Origin of the sequence: Streptomyces sp. NPDC006332 (assembly GCF_040612855.1) — a bacterium.
Taxonomy (GTDB): Bacteria; Actinomycetota; Actinomycetes; order Streptomycetales; family Streptomycetaceae; genus Streptomyces.
The window spans coordinates 39945-59433 of sequence record NZ_JBEXRA010000008.1 but is presented as its reverse complement, the minus strand read 5'-3'; the positions used below and the strand labels follow the sequence as shown (position 1 = coordinate 59433).

20 protein-coding genes are annotated in these 19489 nt (G+C 71.1%); 11 read left to right on the top strand and 9 right to left on the bottom strand.

The window, feature by feature from the left end:
* Nucleotides 1-69: 69 nt before the first annotated feature.
* Nucleotides 70-786, top strand: coding sequence for an SDR family NAD(P)-dependent oxidoreductase (locus ABZ027_RS09975; protein ID WP_356766259.1), 717 nt, complete (start codon nucleotides 70-72; stop codon nucleotides 784-786).
* 26 nt (nucleotides 787-812) lie between these two features.
* Here the strand turns inward: ABZ027_RS09975 and ABZ027_RS09970 are convergent, their stop codons facing one another.
* The 7 genes from ABZ027_RS09970 to ABZ027_RS09940 form a co-directional block, all read right to left on the bottom strand.
* Nucleotides 813-1613 carry an ABC transporter ATP-binding protein gene (locus tag ABZ027_RS09970; RefSeq protein ID WP_356766258.1) on the bottom strand — a complete coding sequence of 267 codons (801 nt, stop codon included), beginning with the start codon at nucleotides 1611-1613 and terminating at the stop codon, nucleotides 813-815.
* Nucleotides 1610-2584 (bottom strand): iron ABC transporter permease, encoded by a 975-nt coding sequence (locus ABZ027_RS09965; protein ID WP_356766509.1) that lies wholly within the window; start codon nucleotides 2582-2584, stop codon nucleotides 1610-1612. The genes ABZ027_RS09970 and ABZ027_RS09965 overlap by 4 nt, the downstream gene beginning before the upstream one ends.
* A gap of 56 nt (nucleotides 2585-2640) precedes the next feature.
* Nucleotides 2641-3681 (bottom strand): ABC transporter substrate-binding protein, encoded by a 1041-nt coding sequence (locus ABZ027_RS09960; RefSeq protein WP_356766256.1) that lies wholly within the window; start codon nucleotides 3679-3681, stop codon nucleotides 2641-2643.
* A gap of 63 nt (nucleotides 3682-3744) precedes the next feature.
* Entirely contained in the window at nucleotides 3745-4326 is a 582-nt protein-coding gene (locus ABZ027_RS09955; RefSeq protein ID WP_356766254.1) for a DJ-1/PfpI family protein, read from the bottom strand.
* A 220-nt stretch (nucleotides 4327-4546) separates the two neighbouring features.
* Nucleotides 4547-5131 (bottom strand): sigma-70 family RNA polymerase sigma factor, encoded by a 585-nt coding sequence (locus tag ABZ027_RS09950; RefSeq protein WP_356766507.1) that lies wholly within the window; start codon nucleotides 5129-5131, stop codon nucleotides 4547-4549.
* A gap of 269 nt (nucleotides 5132-5400) precedes the next feature.
* The gene (locus ABZ027_RS09945) at nucleotides 5401-6117 is read right to left on the bottom strand and encodes a hypothetical protein (RefSeq protein WP_356766252.1); all 717 of its coding nucleotides are present in this window, start codon (nucleotides 6115-6117) and stop codon (nucleotides 5401-5403) included.
* 230 nt (nucleotides 6118-6347) lie between these two features.
* Complete coding sequence (locus ABZ027_RS09940; protein WP_356766250.1) at nucleotides 6348-7085, bottom strand: SDR family oxidoreductase; 738 nt, start codon at nucleotides 7083-7085, stop codon at nucleotides 6348-6350.
* A 93-nt stretch (nucleotides 7086-7178) separates the two neighbouring features.
* Here ABZ027_RS09940 and ABZ027_RS09935 point away from each other — a divergent pair, with 93 nt between their 5' ends.
* Nucleotides 7179-8045 (top strand): LysR family transcriptional regulator, encoded by an 867-nt coding sequence (locus tag ABZ027_RS09935; RefSeq protein WP_356766248.1) that lies wholly within the window; start codon nucleotides 7179-7181, stop codon nucleotides 8043-8045.
* A 145-nt stretch (nucleotides 8046-8190) separates the two neighbouring features.
* Here the strand turns inward: ABZ027_RS09935 and ABZ027_RS09930 are convergent, their stop codons facing one another.
* On the bottom strand, nucleotides 8191-8391 hold the full coding sequence (locus ABZ027_RS09930; protein ID WP_356766246.1) for a hypothetical protein: 201 nt from the start codon (nucleotides 8389-8391) through the stop codon (nucleotides 8191-8193).
* A 277-nt stretch (nucleotides 8392-8668) separates the two neighbouring features.
* Here ABZ027_RS09930 and ABZ027_RS09925 point away from each other — a divergent pair, with 277 nt between their 5' ends.
* From ABZ027_RS09925 to ABZ027_RS09885, 9 genes are all read left to right on the top strand, one after another.
* Nucleotides 8669-10012, top strand: a complete 1344-nt coding sequence (locus tag ABZ027_RS09925; RefSeq protein ID WP_356766244.1) for an amidohydrolase — start codon at nucleotides 8669-8671, stop codon at nucleotides 10010-10012.
* Nucleotides 10002-11060 (top strand): LacI family DNA-binding transcriptional regulator, encoded by a 1059-nt coding sequence (locus ABZ027_RS09920; protein ID WP_356766242.1) that lies wholly within the window; start codon nucleotides 10002-10004, stop codon nucleotides 11058-11060. Before ABZ027_RS09925 ends, ABZ027_RS09920 begins: the two co-directional genes overlap by 11 nt.
* Before the next feature lie 215 nt (nucleotides 11061-11275).
* A complete protein-coding gene (locus ABZ027_RS09915) occupies nucleotides 11276-11899 on the top strand; it encodes a glutamine amidotransferase (RefSeq protein WP_356766240.1) in 624 nt (207 codons plus the stop codon).
* Nucleotides 11899-12633 carry a purine-nucleoside phosphorylase gene (gene deoD, locus ABZ027_RS09910; protein ID WP_356766238.1) on the top strand — a complete coding sequence of 245 codons (735 nt, stop codon included), beginning with the start codon at nucleotides 11899-11901 and terminating at the stop codon, nucleotides 12631-12633. The genes ABZ027_RS09915 and deoD overlap by 1 nt, the downstream gene beginning before the upstream one ends.
* 121 nt (nucleotides 12634-12754) lie before the next feature.
* Nucleotides 12755-13849, top strand: coding sequence for a BMP family ABC transporter substrate-binding protein (locus ABZ027_RS09905; RefSeq protein WP_356766236.1), 1095 nt, complete (start codon nucleotides 12755-12757; stop codon nucleotides 13847-13849).
* Nucleotides 13850-13865: 16 nt separating this feature from the next.
* Complete coding sequence (locus tag ABZ027_RS09900; protein WP_356766234.1) at nucleotides 13866-15446, top strand: ABC transporter ATP-binding protein; 1581 nt, start codon at nucleotides 13866-13868, stop codon at nucleotides 15444-15446.
* The gene (locus ABZ027_RS09895; protein WP_356766232.1) at nucleotides 15443-16576 is read left to right on the top strand and encodes an ABC transporter permease; all 1134 of its coding nucleotides are present in this window, start codon (nucleotides 15443-15445) and stop codon (nucleotides 16574-16576) included. Before ABZ027_RS09900 ends, ABZ027_RS09895 begins: the two co-directional genes overlap by 4 nt.
* Nucleotides 16576-17532 carry an ABC transporter permease gene (locus ABZ027_RS09890; RefSeq protein ID WP_356766230.1) on the top strand — a complete coding sequence of 319 codons (957 nt, stop codon included), beginning with the start codon at nucleotides 16576-16578 and terminating at the stop codon, nucleotides 17530-17532. The genes ABZ027_RS09895 and ABZ027_RS09890 overlap by 1 nt, the downstream gene beginning before the upstream one ends.
* Nucleotides 17529-18731: an esterase-like activity of phytase family protein gene (locus ABZ027_RS09885; protein ID WP_356766228.1), complete on the top strand. Its 1203-nt coding sequence runs from the start codon at nucleotides 17529-17531 to the stop codon at nucleotides 18729-18731. Before ABZ027_RS09890 ends, ABZ027_RS09885 begins: the two co-directional genes overlap by 4 nt.
* On the opposite strand, the gene ABZ027_RS09880 is transcribed toward ABZ027_RS09885, so the two are convergent.
* Nucleotides 18670-19338, bottom strand: coding sequence for a hypothetical protein (locus ABZ027_RS09880; RefSeq protein WP_356766226.1), 669 nt, complete (start codon nucleotides 19336-19338; stop codon nucleotides 18670-18672). The two genes, ABZ027_RS09885 and ABZ027_RS09880, sit on opposite strands and share 62 nt — an antisense overlap.
* Nucleotides 19339-19489: the final 151 nt, after the last annotated feature.

Genomic DNA, 19489 nt, shown 5'->3' with positions numbered 1-19489 from the left:
CGAACGCCAGCGGCTGACCCACCGTCTCACCTCAACCACCCTCACCCCCGCATCAGTTGGAGGAGAACCATGTCCAAAGTCATCGCCGTCTTCGGGGCCGGACCCGGCCTCGGCTCCGCGGTCGCCCGACGCTTCGCCCGTGAAGGCTTCCGGGTAGCCCTGGTCGCGCGCCGCAAGGACCGCCTCGACGCCCTCGTCGAAGAGCTCACCGCCGAAGGCGTCGACGCGGCAGGCTTCACCGCCGACCTCTCCGCACCCGATGAGGTCCCCGCGGTCATCGACGCCATCCGCGGGCATTACGGCCGTATCGACGTCATCGAGTACGGGCCGGTCCCCAACGGCGGATTCACCCCCGCCGCCGAGCTGGAGCCCTCCGCCCTGGCCCAGGGCATCCCGCTGCTGGTGCTCACCCCGCTCGCCGTCGTCCAGGCCGTGCTCGCGGAGTGGAAGGAGCGCGGCGACGGCGCCTTCCTGATGACCACCGGCGCCAGCGCCGTCCACCCCATGCCCCACATGAGCGGTGTCGGCCCGCTGATGGCCGCCGCCCGCAACTGGCTGTACTCCCTCAACGGTGAACTCGCCGCATCCGGCGTCTACGCCGGCACGCTGTCGATCGCCGCCTTCATCACCGGCAGCGAAGCCGCGGAGGCGGCTGCGGCGGCAGGCGATCCCCTGGCGGCCGCGCTGCCCGTCGTCGATCCGGCCGACCTGGCGGCGCTCTACTGGGACATGTACACCAAGCGCGACCGCGTCGAGGAGGTCCACCCGGACCTCAAGACAGGGTGACGAACCACCCCACCCCGCCGTGACGGTCACCGAGGCCAGGGCTCGGGTTCCCTCTCGTGGGCGAGGGGCTGAGCGGCGTAGGTGATGCGGACGACGCCGTCCGCGTGCCGTTCCGCCGCGCCCCGTACGCCGAAGACGTCCCGGAGGATGTCGGGCGTGAGGACCTCCAGGACGGGCCCCGCCCCCACCACCGCCCCCTCGTGCAGGACGGCCAGGTGGTCGCAGAGGCGGGCCGCCAGGTCCAGGTCGTGCAGGACGGCCAGGGTGGTGATGCCGGTGCTGCGGATCAGTTCCAGGAGTTCGAAGCGGGCGCGGATGTCCAGGTGGTTGGTGAGTTCGTCGAGGACGAGGAGCTGGGGGCGCTGGGCCAGGGCACGGGCGAGGAGGACGCGTTGGCGTTCGCCGCCGGAGAGAGTGGCGTACTCGCGGTCCGCGAAGGGGACGACTCCGCAGCGAGCGACCGCCTCCGCCACGGCCTCGCGGTCCTCGGTGCCGTCCCGGCCCATCAGGCCGTGGTGCGGCGTGCGGCCGAGGGCGACGATCTCGGTGACCGTCAGGCCGGTGGTGGTACCGGCGTCCTGGAGGACGGCTGCCGTGCGGCGGGCCGCGGTGCGTGCGGACAGCTCCCACACGTCGTCGCCGCCCACCCGGACCACCCCCGCGGCCGGCCGCAGGGAGCGGTAGACCGTGCGAAGCAGGGTGGACTTCCCGCTGCCGTTGGGGCCCACGAGTCCGACGATGTCTCCCTTGGCGGCCTCCAGGGTCACCTGACGCAGGATCGGTGTGCGGTCCAGGGTGATGTGGAGCTGGTCCACGGTCAGTTTCATACGGAGTCCAAGCCCTTGTCGCGGCGCAGCAGCCACAGGAAGAAGGGAGCGCCGAGCAGCCCGGTGAGGATGCCCAGCGGCAGTTCGTTGGGGCGGATGAGAGTGCGGGAGAGCAGGTCCACGAGGACCAGGTAGACGGCGCCCAGCAGGGCGGTCAGGGGCAACAGTCGCCGGTGGTCGGCGCCTACGGTGAGGCGGACCAGGTGGGGGATCATCAGGCCGACGAAGCCCACTCCGCCCGCGACCGCGATGACGGTGCCGGTGAGGAGCGCGCTGATGACCAGCAGGCCCGCCCGGAGGCGGTTGACGTCCACGCCGAGGGCGGTGGCGGACTCGTCGCCGGCCAGCAGGGCGTTGAGGCGCCGTCCGAACAGGGTCAGCAGGACGGTGCTCGTGAGGACCACCACGGTGACGCCGGGCAGCTGGCTCCACTGGGCGCCCGCGACACTGCCGAGCATCCAGAACATGACGGTCCGCAGTTCGGTCGGCGTCGCCAGCAGCTGGACGAAATTCGTCATCGAGAGCAGGACGAAGCCGATCGCGACTCCGGCCAGCACGAGCCGGGTCGGCGCGAGTCGGCCCTGTCGTTGTCCCAAGGCGAAGACCAGCGCCCCCGCTGCCAGGGCACCGACGAACGCGGCGCCCGAGACGCCGAGTCCGCCCACACCGCCGACGGCGACGCCGCCGAGGGTGATGACCAGGACGGCGCCGAGCGAGGCGCCGTAGGAGAAGCCGAGGACGGTCGGATCGGCCAGTGGGTTGGAGACGAGGGTCTGCAGGACCGCCCCGGCCACCGCCAGGCCCGCGCCGACCACGGCGGCGAGGGCGACGCGGGGCGCCCGGAACGTCCATACGATCTGGTCCAGCGCCACATCTCCCGTGCCACCCCGGCCGGTGACATGGTGCAGGAGGATCCCCCACACCTCGCCGACCGGGACGGTGACCGCGCCGATGCTCACCGCCACCACCATGACCGCGACGAGCACGACCGTCAGGGCGGCGACGGACAGCGGGAGTCGCAGGGCGCTCAGAACGCGTCGGGGTGCAGCAGCCTGGCGATCTTCTCCACGGCCAGGTCGTTGCTCGGGCCGAGGTACATCGAGTCCGACAGCGTCACGTACGTGGTGTTCTTGGCGGCCGGCCACTGGGGGAACTCCTTGAGCAGTTTCTTGGCGTACGCCGCCGGGTTCGGGTCGTTGTAGCTGAGGACGACGAGGGCGTCGACGTCGGTGGCGGCCACCTTCTCCTTGCTCAGGTCGGCGAAAGTGGTCCCGGAGGCGCTCTCGAAGGCGTTGGAGCCACCGGCCTTGGCGAGGATGTCGTTGACGATGCCCTTGCTGAAGACCGAGCTGAAGTCGTTTCCGCCCATGGACATGTTGGAGAAGAGCACCATGACCTTCGGCCTCTTCTTCCCCCGGACCTTCTCGGAGACCGCCGCGATCTTCTTCTCGGAGGCGGCGATCAGCTTCTCGGCCCGGTCACCCACGTTGAAGATCTTTCCCATGTCGCGCAGCAGCTGGTAGCTGTCGGCGACGGTCATCCGGGAGGGGTCGTCGGCACAGCCCTGCGGGGAGACATAGCTGTTGGCTCCTACCTGCTCCAGCTGCTCGCGGGTGGCGAAGCCGTTCTTCTCCTCGAAGCCGTACGTGGTGACGGACAGGACGAGGTCGGGGCGCAGTCCGAGCATGGCCTCGCGCGGGATGTCGTAGGCCTCGTTGAGTTTGATGCCGCCGGTGGGCAGGGCCTTGATGGCCCGGGCCCGGCCGGCGACCTCGGACATGCCGTAGCTCTGCTGGTTGGCGACGATCTTGTCCTGGAGGCCGAGGGCGAGGAGGGTGGAGACCTCGGCGACCGAGGCACCGTTCATGACGACGACCCGGCTGGGGACCTTCTCGAAGGTCTCGCTCCGGCCGCAGTTGTCGAGGGTCACCGGGTAGCCGGACGTCGAATCCGCGGTCGTGTTCGTGCTCGTCCTCGTGCTCGTCCCGTTGTCGTCGGCGGAACCGCCGCATGCCGCTGTGAGCAGGCAGAGGGCTGCGGCCAGAGCAGTGGTGACCGGCCGGTTCATCGGCGTCGGGGCTTCCTGCGTGCGAAAGGAATTCATCGGGCTGCGTGTTGTCCTCTCAGGTGGTCAGGAGTTTCGCCAGACGACGCCACGCTGCTCGTATTCCATGATCGACTCGACGCCGAGGGCGACGGATGCTCCGCATTCGCGGGTGACCATCCACAGGGCCAGATCGATTCCGCTGGTGACACCGCCCGCGGTCACCAGGTTCCCGTCGTCGACGACTCGTGCGTCGATCAACTCACCTCCCTGGGCGGCCAGATCGGGCTTCGCGAGGTGGTGCGTCGTGCACGGGCGGCCTTTGGTCAGGCCCGCCGCGGACAGCACCATGACTCCTGTGCAGACGCCCGCTACGACGACCCCCGCGTCCTGTGCCCGTACGAGGTTCCGTAGGACATCCGGGTCATGGATCAGCTGATCGCCGCCACCCGGCACGATGAGGAGGTCGGTGTCGGTGGGCTCCCACGCGGCCGGCACCACGACCCTGGTGCCGAAGAAACAGGTCACCTCGCCCGGAGCCGACGGCCGCACCAGTGTCGTCTCCACCTGACCGCCCGCCTGCACAGCGTGCCCGAAAACGTCACGCGGCCCGATGGCGTCCTGCTCCTCCACCCCGTCGTACATGAGGATCTGCACACGTAGCGGCATCGGCTGTGTCTCCTTGGCTGGTGCGGCGTCCACGGACGCCGCGGTGGTCCCGGCCCGAACGAGCCCGGCAGTGACCTATGAGTCGGCCGCACCGGCCGCAAAGTTCCCGGCCGGCGAATCCGGGGGGCGCCGGAACCAGCGGGGGGTGCCGGTGAACACCGGCACCCCCTGGCTCATGTACTCATGGGCTGACGGCCCATGTCCTCATCTGCTCATGTGCTCATGCGGCGACGCCAGTTGGGCAGCTCTCGAGTTCCTCGGCCTCGTCAAGGAGCGCGATCAGTGCGGCCCGGGCCCGGGCCACCCGGGAGCGGATCGTGCCCACCGGGCAGCCGCCGGCCTCGGCGGCTGCCTCGTAGGACAGCCCGGCCAGCTGGGTGAGGACGAAGGCTTCACGGCGCTCGGCGGGCAGTGCGTCGAGCAGGTCGAGCAGCGCCACACCGTCGTCGAACCCGGGCAGACCGATCGGCTGGGCCCGCTCGGCCCAGACCGTCCAGTCGTCCACGTCGGCCGACCGCGGCCGGGATGCGGCGTACCGCAGGCTGTCGACGACCGTGCGGCGCGCGATGGACAGCAGCCAGGTACGCGCCGACGAACGCCCCTCGAACCGGTGCAGACTGCCGAGCGCCCGCAGGAACGTGTCCTGCGCGAGGTCGTCGGCGAGTTGCCGATCGGCGGAGAGGTGCCTGACGTACCGGACGACGTCCGCATGCAGGGCCCGTACGAAGTGGTCGACGGCGTCCGGATCGCCGGTCCGGGCGGCCAACGCCCAGGTGGTGGCTGGGTCTTGGGGCTCCGCCGTCATGGCGGGCTGATCGGCCCCGGCGGGTGCCGCCGCACGTTTTTGGCGCGACGCGGGCAGGACAGGAGTGATCACCTGAGGTCCTTCTCGGGTGGCCGGGACCGATCCGGCAACGCGGCGCACGCGCCCGGACATGCCGGACGCGAGGTGTGCCGGTACAAAGGTCCCGGGACGGGAGTGGGGAAGAGCCGTACGACGTGCACGACCCGTGCCCGAGGCGTCGGCGCCCGCAGTCGCGGCGCCCTTGGGACGGCCTCGGGAAACCAGCTGTCTCAGACGACAGCGGTCCCGGCCGGAGGCCCCCGAGAGATGATCGTGTGCGCGAGCGCCAGCCACGGCACACGCTCCGCACGCTCACGCGTCGGCCGCAGACTGGGCCGGCGTGGTGGGACGAAGAGGGCGGTGAGGGGCAGCCGCAGCGGAGCGGCGAGCCACCCGGCGACGGCTCGCAGGATGCGGAACGCGGCGCGCTCCCCGTACGCCAGCCACAGACCGGTGAGCACGGCGGCCAGCGAGTGGGCCGCAAGCATGCCGAACGACGACATGCCGCCGGTGCCGTGGGTCATGTGGCCGAGATCCTCGGTGTGCGCCGCGTGGCCCATGTGCATGATCCCCATGGCGCCCACGCCCATGGAACGCATGGAACCCATACCCATGGAACCCATGTCCATCTCGTCCATGGACGTCGAGCCCATAGGCATGGAGCCCATAGACGTGGGGCCCGACCCCGACACGGCCGACTGGCCCCAGGAGAAGGCAGAGTGAAGTGCCCCTTGCGCGACGACAACGGCGCCGACCACCAGCGGCAGCCCGCGCTCCCGGCCCGCCAGGCACCAGCCGACACCGCTCGTGGCGACGAATCCGGCGGCCATCGTCCACCACGGCACGGTGGAGGCCGACATCAGCGCGTGCCCAAGAGCGGCGAGCAGCACACAGATTGCCGCGAACACCCCGGCCCGTATCGTGCGCGCACGCCACCCAGCAGTCATGACGGCCTCATCCTCGCATCCGAGCACCGCTCGTCAAGGGTGAGGTACGCACAGGAACCCGGTCTGCCACTCATCCCGAAGAGAGTGAGACAGACCACAGCACCTCGGCGGAACTCGACGGGCCGTCCGCCCGACTCCTACGGATGAGGCGTCAGTGAGATGACAGTCAGTGAGATGACGAGGCCGGGCCGCGAAGCCAGGGCTCACTGCATGATCACGGCAGATCGCCTTCACCAGGGGATGACGCCGTCATCCTCGAAGAACGCACCATGCGGACCGCCGTCGGGCAGTGTGGCGAGCCGGATCGCCGTGGCCGCGCCCTGCTCAGGAGTACGGGGTCCGTAAAAGCCGTTGAAGTCGGTCGCGACCAGGCCCGGGCAGACGGCGTTGATCAGGATGTTCGTCCCAGCGAACTGCCGGGCGTACTGCACCGTGACGGCGTTGAGGAACGACTTCGACGGGGCGTAGGCCGCCATGACGGGGCCGATCTCGATGTCCGGGTCCGCCTGCCGGGTCAGGGAGCCCACGGAACTGGAGACGTTCACGATGCGCGGCGAGGTCGAGCGCCGCAGCAGCGGCAGCATCGCGTTGGTCACCCGGATGACACCGAGGACGTTGGTCTCCACGACCGTGCGCACCACGTCGAGGTCGAGCGTGGTCGGGTCCTGAACCCACCCCGGCCCCGTCTCTCCTGAGATTCCGGCGTTGTTGACCAGGACGTCCAGGCGCCCGGCCCGCCGTTCGATCAGTTCCGCGGCGTCGGTGACGCTCCGGTCGCCGGTCACGTCCAGCGGCACCCCGAACGCATCCACCCCGGCGGCGCACAGTTTCTCGACGGTGGTCTCGCGCCGGGCCTCGTCGCGGGCCCCCACGCCCACGCGGTATCCGAGGGCGCCCAGCCCGTTCGCGATCTCGTACCCGATCCCCTTGTTCGCGCCGGTCACCAGCGCGATCTTCGTTTCGCTCATGCCGCTGATGTTCGCCCGCGGACGAGCGGCGCATCCAACACCGATACGGTGCCCTGTCATACCCGGCAGGTATCACCGACGTACGCTGTGGCGATGGACACCTTGGAGACCCGCGAGCTGAGGTACTTCATGGCGGTCGCGGAGGAACTGCACTTCGGTCGCGCCGCCGAGCGCCTCGGCATGGCCCAGCCACCGCTGTCCCGGGCGATCCAGCAGCTCGAACGGCGCCTCGGTGTCTCGTTGCTGACACGTAACCGCCGCGGCGTCCTGCTGACCGGCGCCGGAGAGGTACTGCTGCACGAGGGGCGCGCCGCCCTCGATGCGACCACCGCCGCCGCCCGCCGCACCCGTCGCGCCGGCGGCGCCGACACCCCGGGCAGCCCCCGCAACCGCCTGGTGCTGGCGGTGAAGGCCGCAGCGTCCCACGAGCTGCTGCACAAGCTCCTCGACGCCTACGCGGCCGAGCCCGACGCCGCCGAGCTCGAGGTGCTGCCGAGCGGCATGTGCGAGCAGGAAGAGATGCTGCGCGACGGCCGCGCCGACGCGGCGCTCATGCACGCGCCGTTCAACTCCCTCGCCGGGTTCGACAGCGAGGAACTGATGACCGAGGGTCAGATCGCCGTCCTGCCCGCCGGGCACCCCCTCGCCGCGCGCCGGACCCTGTCCGTGGCCGACATCAGCGGCATCCCCGATCTTCCGCCCGCCCGCTGGCCCAACAGCAACGGCACGTACCCACCCGGCCCGGGCCCCGAGATTCACGACCAGACGCAGCTGGCTCAACTGATCGCCCTCGGACGCACCATGGCCGTCTTCCCCGACTCCGCCCGTGCCTGGCTGTGGGCCGAGCACGCCGCCGTCCCTGTGACCGACGCACCCCCCGTCGTCACCCACATCGCCTGGCCCGCGCACAGCCGCTCCCGCGCGCTCGCCGGGCTGATCCGCACGGCCACTGAGCTGTGAACCTCTCTCTCCCTACGAAGCTCCCCGGTCGAGCGCCGGCCGGTAAAGCTCTCGGCAGGTCCTTCCGTCCGCGCCCAGGCTGCCGACCCGCAGCCCCCGCGTCCCGCTCGTCGTTCTCGCGGAGGCCCCGGGCGGCGGTGTCGGGCTACTCGAACTCCACGACGGCTCGGTAACGGACGCCGCCCTTGCGGACCCGGTCCAGTGCCTCCTCGAAGTCCGCGGCCGGGAACGTCTGCACCTGCGGGCGGATGTCGTGGCGGGCGGCGAAGTCGATCATCTGTCGGGTCTGTGCCGCTGAACCCACGATGCCGCCGACGAGCATCTTCGCGGCCGGCAGCAGACTCATCGGCGAGACGGTGACGGGGCGTTCCGGGAGGCCGACGACACACAGCCGGCCCTGCGGCCGCAGCGGGCCCAGGTAGTCGTCCCAGGGCAGGTCGGCAGAGGGTGGACATGACGAAGTCGAAGGAACCGGCGGCCTTCCGCAGGGCGCCCGCCTCGCCGGAGGCGATGAAATCAGTGGCGCCGAAGCGTTCGGCGTCGGCCCGCTTGTCGGGTGTCGGGCCAGGGGTTGTGCAAAACGTTTTGGATCCTTAGCGTCCGGTTCGGACGGAAGGATCCACATGACGCGCCGACTGATCGTTACGTCCTGCTCGGTGCTGGTGATGCCCGAGCAGGGCCCCTGCCGAGTGGAGACCGACCAGGACATCCTGGTCGAGGACGGAGTGATCGTTTGGCTGGGCCCGGCGGGTTCCGGGCCGGAGGCAGCCGGGGCCGAGACCGTGGACGGTACCGGATTGGTCGCCGTACCCGGGCTGGTGAACGCCCACACGCACGGCCCGATGACACTGATGCGTGGCGCCGCCGAGGACGTGAGTGTGGAGGCCTGGTTCAACGAGCGGGTGTGGCCCATGGAGGTCAACCTCACCCCCGCCGACATCGGCCTCGGCGCGGAGCTGGCCTGTGCGGAGATGCTGCTCAGCGGGGTGACCACGTTCGCCGACCACTACTTCCACGCCGAGCGGATCGCCGACGCCGTCGTGCGTACGGGTATCCGGGCCGACATCGCGCCGACCTACTTCAGCAGCCGGGGCCGCGCTGCCCTGGAGGAGAGCGCCGAGACCGCCACCGCCCTGCATGGCACCGGCGACGGACGGGTCACGGCGTCGCTGGGCCCGCACGCGCCGTACACCGTCGAGGACGCGGACCTGGTCCGGCTCGCGGAGCTGGCCCGGGAGGCGGGGCTGCGCATCCACATCCACGCCGCCGAGCATCTGGAGCAGACCGAGTCGAGTCTGGCGCGGCGTGGCATCACCCCCATCGCGGTGCTGGAGCGGACCGGGGTGCTGGACGCGGGCGCGCTGATCGCGCACGGCTGCGGCATCGTCCCGGACGATCTCCCGACGCTGGCGGCGCACCGGGACCACACGGGCGTGGCCTGCTGCCCGAAGGTGTATCTGAAGCACGCCCTGCATCCGCTCACTCCGGTACGGAGCCTGTTGGACGCCGGTGTCGCCGTCGGGGCCGGGACGGACGGGGCCGCCGGGCACAACACGCTGGACGTGTGGGAGGCGATGCGGCTGGTCGCGCTGACCCAGAAGCAGTCGGAGCGGGACGCCACCTGGATGACGGTCTCCGACACGATCCGGCTGGCCACCCGCGGCGGGGCCCGGGCACTCGGCCTCGGGGACCGGATCGGCGCGCTGGAGCCGGGCCGGGCCGCTGACATCGTGCTGGTCGACCTGGGCGGAGCGCACTGCCGGCCGGTGCACGACCCGGTGGCGGCCCTGGTCTACAGCGCGCGGGCCGGCGATGTGCGCACGGTCGTCGTGGACGGGCGGGTCGTGGTGCGCGGCGGCCGACTGCTGACGGTGGACCTGCCGGGACTGCTCGCCGAGATCGAGGCGCGCGTGCCCGCGCTGCTCGACACCTCGCACGGCAGGGCGGTGCAGCACTATGACCCGTGAGCAGGACGAGGAATCGGGGCGGCGCCAGGCACGGCGGCCCGCGTCGATCAAGGACGTGGCGGCCGCCGCCAGGGTGAGCCCGACCACGGTGTCGCACGTGCTGAGCGGCAACCGGCCGGTCGCGGAGGAGACGGCCGAGCGGGTTCGCTCGGTCGTCAGTCGGCTGGGCTACGTACCGGCGTCCACGGCCCGCAATCTCCAGGCCGGTTCGACCAACGTCATAGGGCTGCTGGTGCCCGACATCACCAACCAGTTCTTCGCCGAGCTCGCCAAGGGCGTCGAGGACGCCGCCCACGACATGGGCTACGGGGTCATCCTGTGCAACACCGAGTTCGACCCCGACCGTGAGGACCGCTATCTGGAACTGCTGCGGGGCCGGTTCATCGACGGCATGGTGTACGCGTCGGGCTCGCCGCCCTCCCATGGCCGGCTGGCGTCGCTGCTGGGGCGGTTCCCCATCGCCCTGGCCGACGAGGTCGTTCCCGGTCTGCTGGAGCAGACCATCCTGGTCACCGCCGACCACCGCGCGGGAGGCCGGCTGATCGGGCAGCATCTGCGGGAGCTGGGCCACCGGCGGGTGCTGGCGATCAGTGGCCCGGTCGACCTGGTCAGCAGCCTGGAGCGGATCTCCGGTTTCCGGGAGGCGTTCGGCGACGCGGGCGTCACCGAGGTCGAGGGCGCGTTCGTCGAACGGTCCGGCTACGACCTGGTCGCCGCGGCCCTGGACGGCGGCGGCCCACGTCACTTCACCGCGGTGTTCGCCGCCAACGACCTGATGGCGCTCGGCGCGGTCGCCGCCCTGGAGGACGCGGGCCTGCGCGTCCCCGACGACGTCTCGGTGGCGGGCTTCGACGACATCATGCTCGCCTCCCGAGTCCACCCCCGCCTCACCACCGTCCACCAGCCCGCCTACGACGTCGGCCGCACGGCAGGCGCCCAGCTGCTGAGCTACGTCCACCGGGACGAGGTGCCCCCCGCGTCCCGGCACATTCTGCCGGTCCGGCTCAAGGTCCGCGCCAGTACGGCGCCCGTGCGCCCGGCCCGCTGACGGGGCACCGCCGCCCCACCACCTCAACCCCACACTCACACCCCACACCTCACACCTCATATGAAGGGTCGTGCAGCGATGCCCCATGTCCTCGTCGTGGGTGAGTCCTGGTTCACCCACTCCGTCCATCAGAAGGGGTTCGACTCCTTCTGCACCCCGAGTACGTCGAAGGCGCCCAGGTCTTCCTCGACGCGCTGCGCGACCGCGGTCACACGGTGACATACGTCCCGGCGCACGAGATAGCGAGCAGAGTGCCCGCCACCGCCGAGGGCTTGGAGCCGTACGACGTCGTCGTGATCAGCGACGTCGGCGCCAACAGTTTCCAGCTCACCCCGCCGACCTTCGCCCACTCGGTCCCCACGCCGGACCGCACGGAACTGCTTCGGGGCTACGTCGAGCGCGGCGGCGGGCTGCTGATGGTGGGCGGCTACCTCACCTTCACCGGCATCGACGCCAAGGCCCGATGGGGCCGCACTCCGCTGGCCGCCGCGCTGCCGGTCGCTCTGCACGACCGGGACGACCGGGTGGAGCTGCCCGCCGGGGAGGCACCACGGGTCCTCGCCCGGCACCCGGTGGTCGACGGGCTGGACGCGACCTGGCCGGATCTGCTCGGCCTCAACGAGGTGGCGGTACGGGACGGCGCGGACCTGCTCGTCGAGTGCGCGGGCCACCCGCTGCTGGCGGTGGGCGGCTACGGCGCTGGAAGGTCGGCGGCCTTCACGTCGGACCTCGCGCCGCACTGGGCCCCGCCCGCCTTTCTGGGCTGGGAGGGCTATCCCGAACTGTGGGACCGCCTGGTCCGCTGGCTGGCCGGCACCCCGGCAGCGGAGGAGGCCTGATGGTCACCGCCCACATCTCGGCCGCCCCCGGCGACTTCGCGCCGGACGTGCTGATGCCCGGCGACCCGCGCCGGGCCCGCCGTATCGCGGACACGATCCTTCAGGACGCCCGGCTGGTCACCGACGTGCGCGGCGTCGAGGGATACACCGGGACGTACCGAGGGGTGCCCCTGTCCGTGCTGGCCTCCGGTATGGGAATGCCGTCAGTCACGATCTACGCGACCGAGCTCTTCCGCTTCTACGGCGTGCGCCGCATCGTGCGGGTGGGCACCGCGGGCGGCATCCCCGCCTCGGTGGGGCTGCGGGACGTCGTCGTGGCCACCGCGGCCCACACCGACTCGGCGATGGGCAGCCGACGTATCGACGGAGTGCACCTCAGTCACGCCGCTTCCTTCGACCTGGCCGCGGCAGCCGCACGGGCCGCCGAAGCCGGGGCCGGTGGCGGAGCCGGACCGCGCACGCACATCGGGCCGGTGTTCACCACCGACCACTTCTATCTGGAGCGTCCGGCGCTGTTCGAGCGGCTGGAAGCGCACGGGACCCTGGCCGTCGAGATGGAGGCCGCGGGCCTGTACGCGACCGCCGCCGCAGAGGGCGGCCGCGCGCTCGCCGTGCTGACGGTCAGCGACCACGTGCGCCACGCGGAGGCGCTCACCCCGGCCGAGCGGGAGACCGACTTCGACAGGGCCGTCACCCTCGCGGCCACCGCACTGTTCCCGGAAACAATTTCCTGACTCGAGAGAACACAAAGACCCGTAGCCAAAACGTTTTGCATTGCATAGCTTTCGGCCAGTGACTGAGAACGACCCCTGCAGACAACTCCGCTCAACCCCGCAGAGAAAGAGAATCCAGGCGATGAACAAGATCAGAATTCTTGGGGGCGTCGCGGCGATCTCCCTCACCCTCGCCGCATGCGGTGCCTCGACAGACTCCGGCTCTGCCCAGTCCGGGAAGTCCGGAAAGCTGAGAATCAAGTTCGTCATCAACGGAAACCTCGGCGACCGTTCCTTCTTCGACTCGGCGTACGCGGGCCTGAAGAAGACGGAGCAGGACCTCGGCTACAGCCTGAAGGTCGTCGAGCTGGGCAGCGACCGCACCAAGTGGTCCTCCGGATTCGAGGACGCCGCCGCCGGCGACGACTACGACGTCCTCGCCGCGGGCACCGTCGACACCGTCGGCTTCATCTCCGAACTGGCCCCGGAATACCCGGACAAGAAGTTCTGGATCTTCGACGGGTCCGTCGACTACACGGGCAAGAGCGGCTGCTCCAACAAGTGCGCGAACGTCTACTCGGTCACGTTCAAGCAGAACGAAGCCGCTTATCTCGCCGGATTCCTCGCCGATAAACTCGTCGCCGCCAAGTCCCTTCCCGGCAGCACCGGAAACGGGAAGGTGGGCGTGATCGGCGGAGTGAAAATACCGGTCATCGAGGACTTCGTCGTCGGCTTCAAGGCAGGTTTCAAGGCGGCGGGCGGAAATCCGTCCTCCGGTGTTCTCGTGCAGTACGTCGGCGGCGACAACCCGTTCGGCGACCCGGCCAAGGGCAAGCAGATCGCCTCGGCGATGTACGGGCAGGGAGCCGAACTGGTGTGGCCCGTCGCCGGATCGTCCGGGCTCGGGGTGTTCGAGTCGGCCGTCGCCGCCAAGCGGTACGCCTTCGGCGTCGACTCCGACCAGTACAAGACGCTCACCGACCCCGCTCAGCGGGAGACCGTCGTCACCTCCGTCCTCAAGAACGCCGGCAACGCCCTGTACCTGGCGGCCAAGGCGAACAAGGCCGGCACGCTCGCCTACGGGAAGCCCGCCGCCGTGGGCCTGGCCGAGGACGGCGTGGGCTACGTGGACAACGCCAACTTCGACAAGCTCGTCCCCGCCGCCGTCCGCGCCGAACTCAAGGCGCAGGCCGCGAAGGTCAAGTCCGGTGCTGTCAAGGTCCCTTCGGCCTTCTGACCTCCGAGGAACACTGGTGGAACCCATCGAGGAATCCGACGCGACCGTGCACGGGGCCGCGGAACAGGCCACGCCCGCCCTCGCGGCCACCGGGCTGGGCAAGACCTACCCCAACGGCACCCGCGCGGTGAGCGACGTCGACCTGTCGGTGCCCGTCGGCGAGATCAGGGCGATCGTCGGGCAGAACGGCGCCGGCAAGTCCACCCTGATGAAGCTGCTGTACGGACTCGAACAGCCGTCGGCCGGGCATCTCAGCGTCCATGGCAGGCGGGTCAGGTTCTCCAGCCCGCAGGACGCCATCGCGCTCGGGGTGGGCATGGTCCACCAGAACCTCATGCTGGTGCCGTCGTTCACCATCGCCGAGAACGTCGTCCTCGGCGTCGAGCCGGGCCGGCCGGGCCGCGTCGACCGCGCGGCCGCCGCCGAACGCACCGCCGCGCTGGCCGAGGAGGCGGGGCTCGCCGTCGACCCGGAGGCCAGGGTCGACTCGGTGTCCGTGGGGATGCGCCAGCGCGCCGAGATCCTCAAGGCGCTGCACCGCGGCGCCCGCATCCTGATCCTCGACGAGCCCACCGCCGTACTCACCCCCCAGGAGACCACCGACCTGTTCAGCGCGGTCCGCAGGCTGCGCGACTCGGGCATGACCGTGCTGTTCATCTCGCACAAGCTCAAGGAGGTGCGGGAGATCAGCGACCGGGTCACCGTCATGCGCGCCGGGTCGATGATCGCGACCGTACGCACCGAGGAGGCGACGCCCGCGCGGCTCGCGTCCATGATGGTCGGCCGGGACATGTCCCTGGACGTGAGCAGGCTCCCGGCGCGGCCCGGAGCGGGAGTGCTGCGGGTGCGGGGGCTCTTCGGCCCGTCGGTGCACGACGTGTCCTTCGACATCGCGGCCGGTGAGATCGTCGGCCTCGCGGGCGTCGAGGGCAACGGCCAGACCGAACTCGTCGAACTGCTCGCCGGACTGCGCCGCCCCACCGCCGGATCCGTCACCGTCGACGACACCGACGTCACCCACCTCGACGCGGCCGGTCACCGCCGGGCCGGCGTCGCCCACGTACCCGAGGACCGGCTGTCCAACGGGGCGGCCCTGGACCGCTCCATCGCCGACAACCTGATCGTCGACCGCCACGACCGGCCCCCCGTCGCCCGCCGAGGCATCCTGCGCACCCACCGCGTACGCGAGCTCGCCGAGGACCTGATCGGCCGTTACGCGATCCGCGCCCCGCATCCCGACACACCTGCCGGGGCACTGTCCGGCGGCAACCTGCAGAAGGTCGTCGTCGCCCGCGAGCTGTCCGCCCGGCCCCGTCTCCTGCTCGCCGCCCAGCTGACCCGGGGCGTCGACATCGGCGCCATGCACTTCATGTACGAGCGGCTCGTCGAGGCCCGTGACGCGGGCGCGGCGGTGCTGCTGGTCTCCGCCGACCTCGGTGAACTGCTCGCGCTCTCCGACCGGTTGCTGGTGATCAAGGACGGTCGTCTGGTCGCCCGGTTCGACGACCCGGCCGGGCTCACCGAGGAGGCCACCGGCCTGTACATGCTCGGTGTGGAGCGGCATCCGGACGAGCGGATCACGGCAGGTGTCCGATGACCTCGACCCTGAAACCGGAAGCGGACCAGCAGGGGCTGCCCGAAACACGGGGACGCCGGGAGTTCCTGGCCACCCGGCGGCGTACGGCGGTCGTCGAGCTGACGATGACGGTGCTGACCGTCGCCGTCGCCGTGCTCATCGCCTTCCTGGTGGTCCTGGCCACCGGCAAGGACGCCACGGGCGCGCTGAACGCCCTGCTCACCGGCCCGCTGGAGCGCACCCCCCGGATCGGCCGCTGGCTCGCCGACGCCACCACCCTGGCGCTGCTCGGCCTGTCCGTCTCGATCCCCTTCCGGGCCCGGCAGATCAGCCTCGGCGCGGAGGGCCAGGTGTACGCCGGCGCCCTGGCGAGCGCCCTGGTGGCGATCAACCTCCACCTGCCGCCGGTCGCCGCCGTCCTGGTGCCGCTCGGCGCCGCCGCCCTCGCCGGGGGCGCGCTGGGCGCGGTCCCGGGGGTGATGAAGGCCCGCCTCGGAGCCAACGAGATCGTGGCCACCCTGATGGTGAACGCCGTCGTCGTAAGGGCCTTCGACTATCTCCTCACCGACCACCTCAAGACGCCCGGCAGCAGCGCCGTGCAGTCCGCCCCGGTGCGGCCCGACTCGGCGCTGCCGCTGCTCTCGGACTTCTTCGGCGTCCCCCTGGACCGGGCGAACATCGGTCTCTTCGGCATGCTCGCGGTGGCCGCGGCCGTCTGGTTCCTGCTCGCCAGGACACCGCTCGGCTACCGCGTCCGGATCACCGGCTCCAACCCGGACTTCGCCCGCTACGGCGGCATCGACGTACCGCGCACCATCGAGTGGAGCTTCGTCATCGGCGGCGCGCTGGCCGGCCTCGCCGGGGCGCACCTCGCCCTCGGAATCTACGGCGGGCTCCAGCCCGACATGGCCGGCGGCCTGGCCTTCGAGGGCATCGTCGTCGCCCTGCTGGGCCGCAACAACCCCCTCGGCGTGGTCGCCGCCGCGCTCCTCTACTCGTATCTGCGGGTCGGCGGCGACGTGATGGAGCAGCAGACCGATGTCGGCGCCGAGGCCGTGACCATCATCCAGGCGGTCATCGTGCTGCTCGTGACCGCCCGGGCGCTGCCCGACCTCGTCAAGCGGTACGTCGCCCGAAGGGAGGCCCGCTGATGGGTCCCGTCATCGACGTCGTGCTCAGCACCGGATTCTTCGCGGCGATCCTCGGGGTGTCCACGCCGTACGTCCTCGCCGCCCTCGGCGGTCTGCTGGCCGAGCGGGCCGGCGTGCCCAACATCGCCCTGGAGGGCTCGATGCTGGCCGCCGCCTGCACGGGTGCGCTGGTCGCCGGGTACAGCGGCTCGGTGTGGGCCGGGGCCGCCTGCGGGATCGCCGGGGGCGCGCTCCTGGCCCTGCTGCTCGGCGTACTGCACCTGTACCTCGGCGCGGACGCCATCATCGCGGGCATCGGCCTCAACCTGCTCGCTGCGGGCGCGACCGCGTACACCGTGTACGCGCTCCTCGGCGACAAGGGCGGGACCAGTCGGCTGCACAGCGGGGCGCTGCCGTCGGTCCGGCTGCCCCTGATCGAGGACGTTCCCGGTCTCGGCGCGGTGCTCAGCGGACAGAACGTGCTGACGTGGGCCGCCCTCGCCGCCGCTCCCCTGGTGGCCTGGCTGCTCTACCGGGCCCGGTTCGGGTTCCATCTGCGCGCCGTCGGCGAGCACCCCGAGGCGGCCCGCTCGGTCGGCATCCACGTGCACCGGGTCCAGTTCCGCGCACTCGCGCTCAGCGGCGCGCTGGCCGGAGCGGCCGGGGTGTTCCTGAGCATGGGCGCCGTGTCCTTCTTCGTCACCGGCATGACCGCCGGGCGCGGCTATATCGCGCTGGCCGCCGTCTTCCTCGGCGCCCTGCGCCCCTGGGGCGTCTTCCTCGCCGCCCTCGGCTTCGGCACCGCCGAGGCCCTCGCCGTCCAGCTCGGCAACCTGGCCATCCCGTCGCAGCTGGTCTCGGCGATCCCGTACGGCTTCACCCTCCTCGCACTCGCGTACTTCGCCTGGCGCCGCCGCCGCGCCTCCCGTACCGCTCCCGCCTCCCCGCCCGGCCTGCCCACCTTGGAGACCCCATGAGCATCCGCGCCGCCCGCGCCCGGATCATCGCCACCGCCGTCGTCCTCGCCGCGCTCCCCACCCTCGCCGGCACCCCGGCCGCCGCCCAGGACGACGGCATACGGCTGGACTTCCTCGGCGAGCGGGAGCTGCCCAACGCGATGCCCTTCCAGGGCACCACCGTCGGTGGGCTGTCCGCCCTCAGCTACGACGCGAGGACCGGCGCGTACTACGTGATCAGCGACGACCGCTCACAGACCGGCCCCGCCCGCTTCTACACCGCTCACGTCGACTTCGCCGACGGCGCCCTCAAGGGCGTCGAGCTCACCGGCACCCACCCCTGGCTCCGCCCGGACGGCACCGTCTTCCCGCCCACCTCGACCGCCGGCTCCACCGTCGCACCCGACCCGGAGGGCATCGCCGTCGACCCGCGCGACGGCAGCCTGGCCTGGACGAGCGAGGGCGAACGCATCGTCCCCGTCGACGGCCCGGCCCTCCTCGGCGATCCCTGGATCCGCCGCGCCACCACGACCGGCGCCTCCACCGGACAGCTCCCACTGCCGCCTCAACTGCACATGGACTCCCAGGAGTTCGGGCCCCGCAAGAACAAGACCCTCGAAGGAGTCACCTTCACCCCGGACGGACGGCGGATCGTCACCGCCATGGAGGACCCCCTCTACCAGGACGGCGCCGACCCCACCCCCGAGCACGGCGCGCTGACCCGCCTCACCGTCCACGACGCCCGCACCGGACAGCCCCTGGCCCAGTACGCCTACCCCCTGGAGCCACTGTTCGCCGCGACCTCGGCGGGCAGCACCGACACCAACGGCGTCAGCGACCTCGTGGCCCTCGGCCACGACCGCTTCCTGGTCCTGGAGCGCGCCTCGATCTACACCGACAACAACTGGAAGGCCCGGATCTACCTGGTCGACCTCCACGGCGCCACCGATGTCCTCGGCCGCGACTCCCTCACCGACCCGTCCGCCCCGCCCGTACGGCCGGTCCGCAAGACGCTCGTGACCGACCTGTCCGACGTACCCGGGCTGCCCCGCGTCGACAACGTCGAGGGCATCACCCTCGGCCCCCGCCTCCCCGACGGCCGCCGCACCGTCGTCCTGGTCTCCGACGACAACTTCGCCGCACGCCAGGTGACCCAGTTCATCGCCTTCGCGACGCGCGGGATCCAGGGCGGAGACTGCCCACGAGAATGTGGATGCTGAGGACAAGAGCCCACACGGGGAAGACCAGCTCGGACCAGGCGATGCTGCCCGTCACGAAGAGCAGCGTCAGAGCGACGAGATAGCCCAGGAGGGAAAGCCAGCGCGGGAGGACCCCCAACCGATGGCCGATGTTGGAGGCCGACAACGTGAAGACGGCGGCCATCCGCATCGCGTAGGTCGTCAGCAGGCTGAAGGTGACGTGACGGCCGAAGGACCACAAGTGCAGCTGGGAGTCGGCTCCGGACGCACCGGCCATGACCAGAAGGCCCCCGGCCGCCGCCGCGGCGCCGAAAAGGGTCGCCACGAACAGCAGACCACTGCCCAGGAAGACCGTGGCGAAGAACTGGTCCTCCGCCGCTCCGATACGTGCGCGCACGGCGCCCATGAACCACAGGAAGAAGATGCCCGCGAAGGGAATGAGGTTCAGCGCCGTCTGTACCGTATGTCGACGCGAGGGGTCAGCGACCCAGCTGTTGCTCAGGTCGCTCGACTCGTCCGGTATCGCTACGCGGACCAGGATGATGGCCGCGGCGAGCAGCAGGGCGAAGATGATCCCCACCAGTCCCGCGGCTCGTGGGGTGCGCAGCGCCTGAAGCTGCCTCTCCATGGGCGGTCTCTCGCCTCCTCTCCCTGCGGTGTGCCGCCCCCGGTCCGGTGACGGTCTGTTCCCCCCCCCCCGGTGGCAGTGGGCAGGCGTCGGAGGGCGCCGGTCCCGCCCCGCGTCACGGTCGCGCGAGCCCCCGTGACGTCGCGCGTAC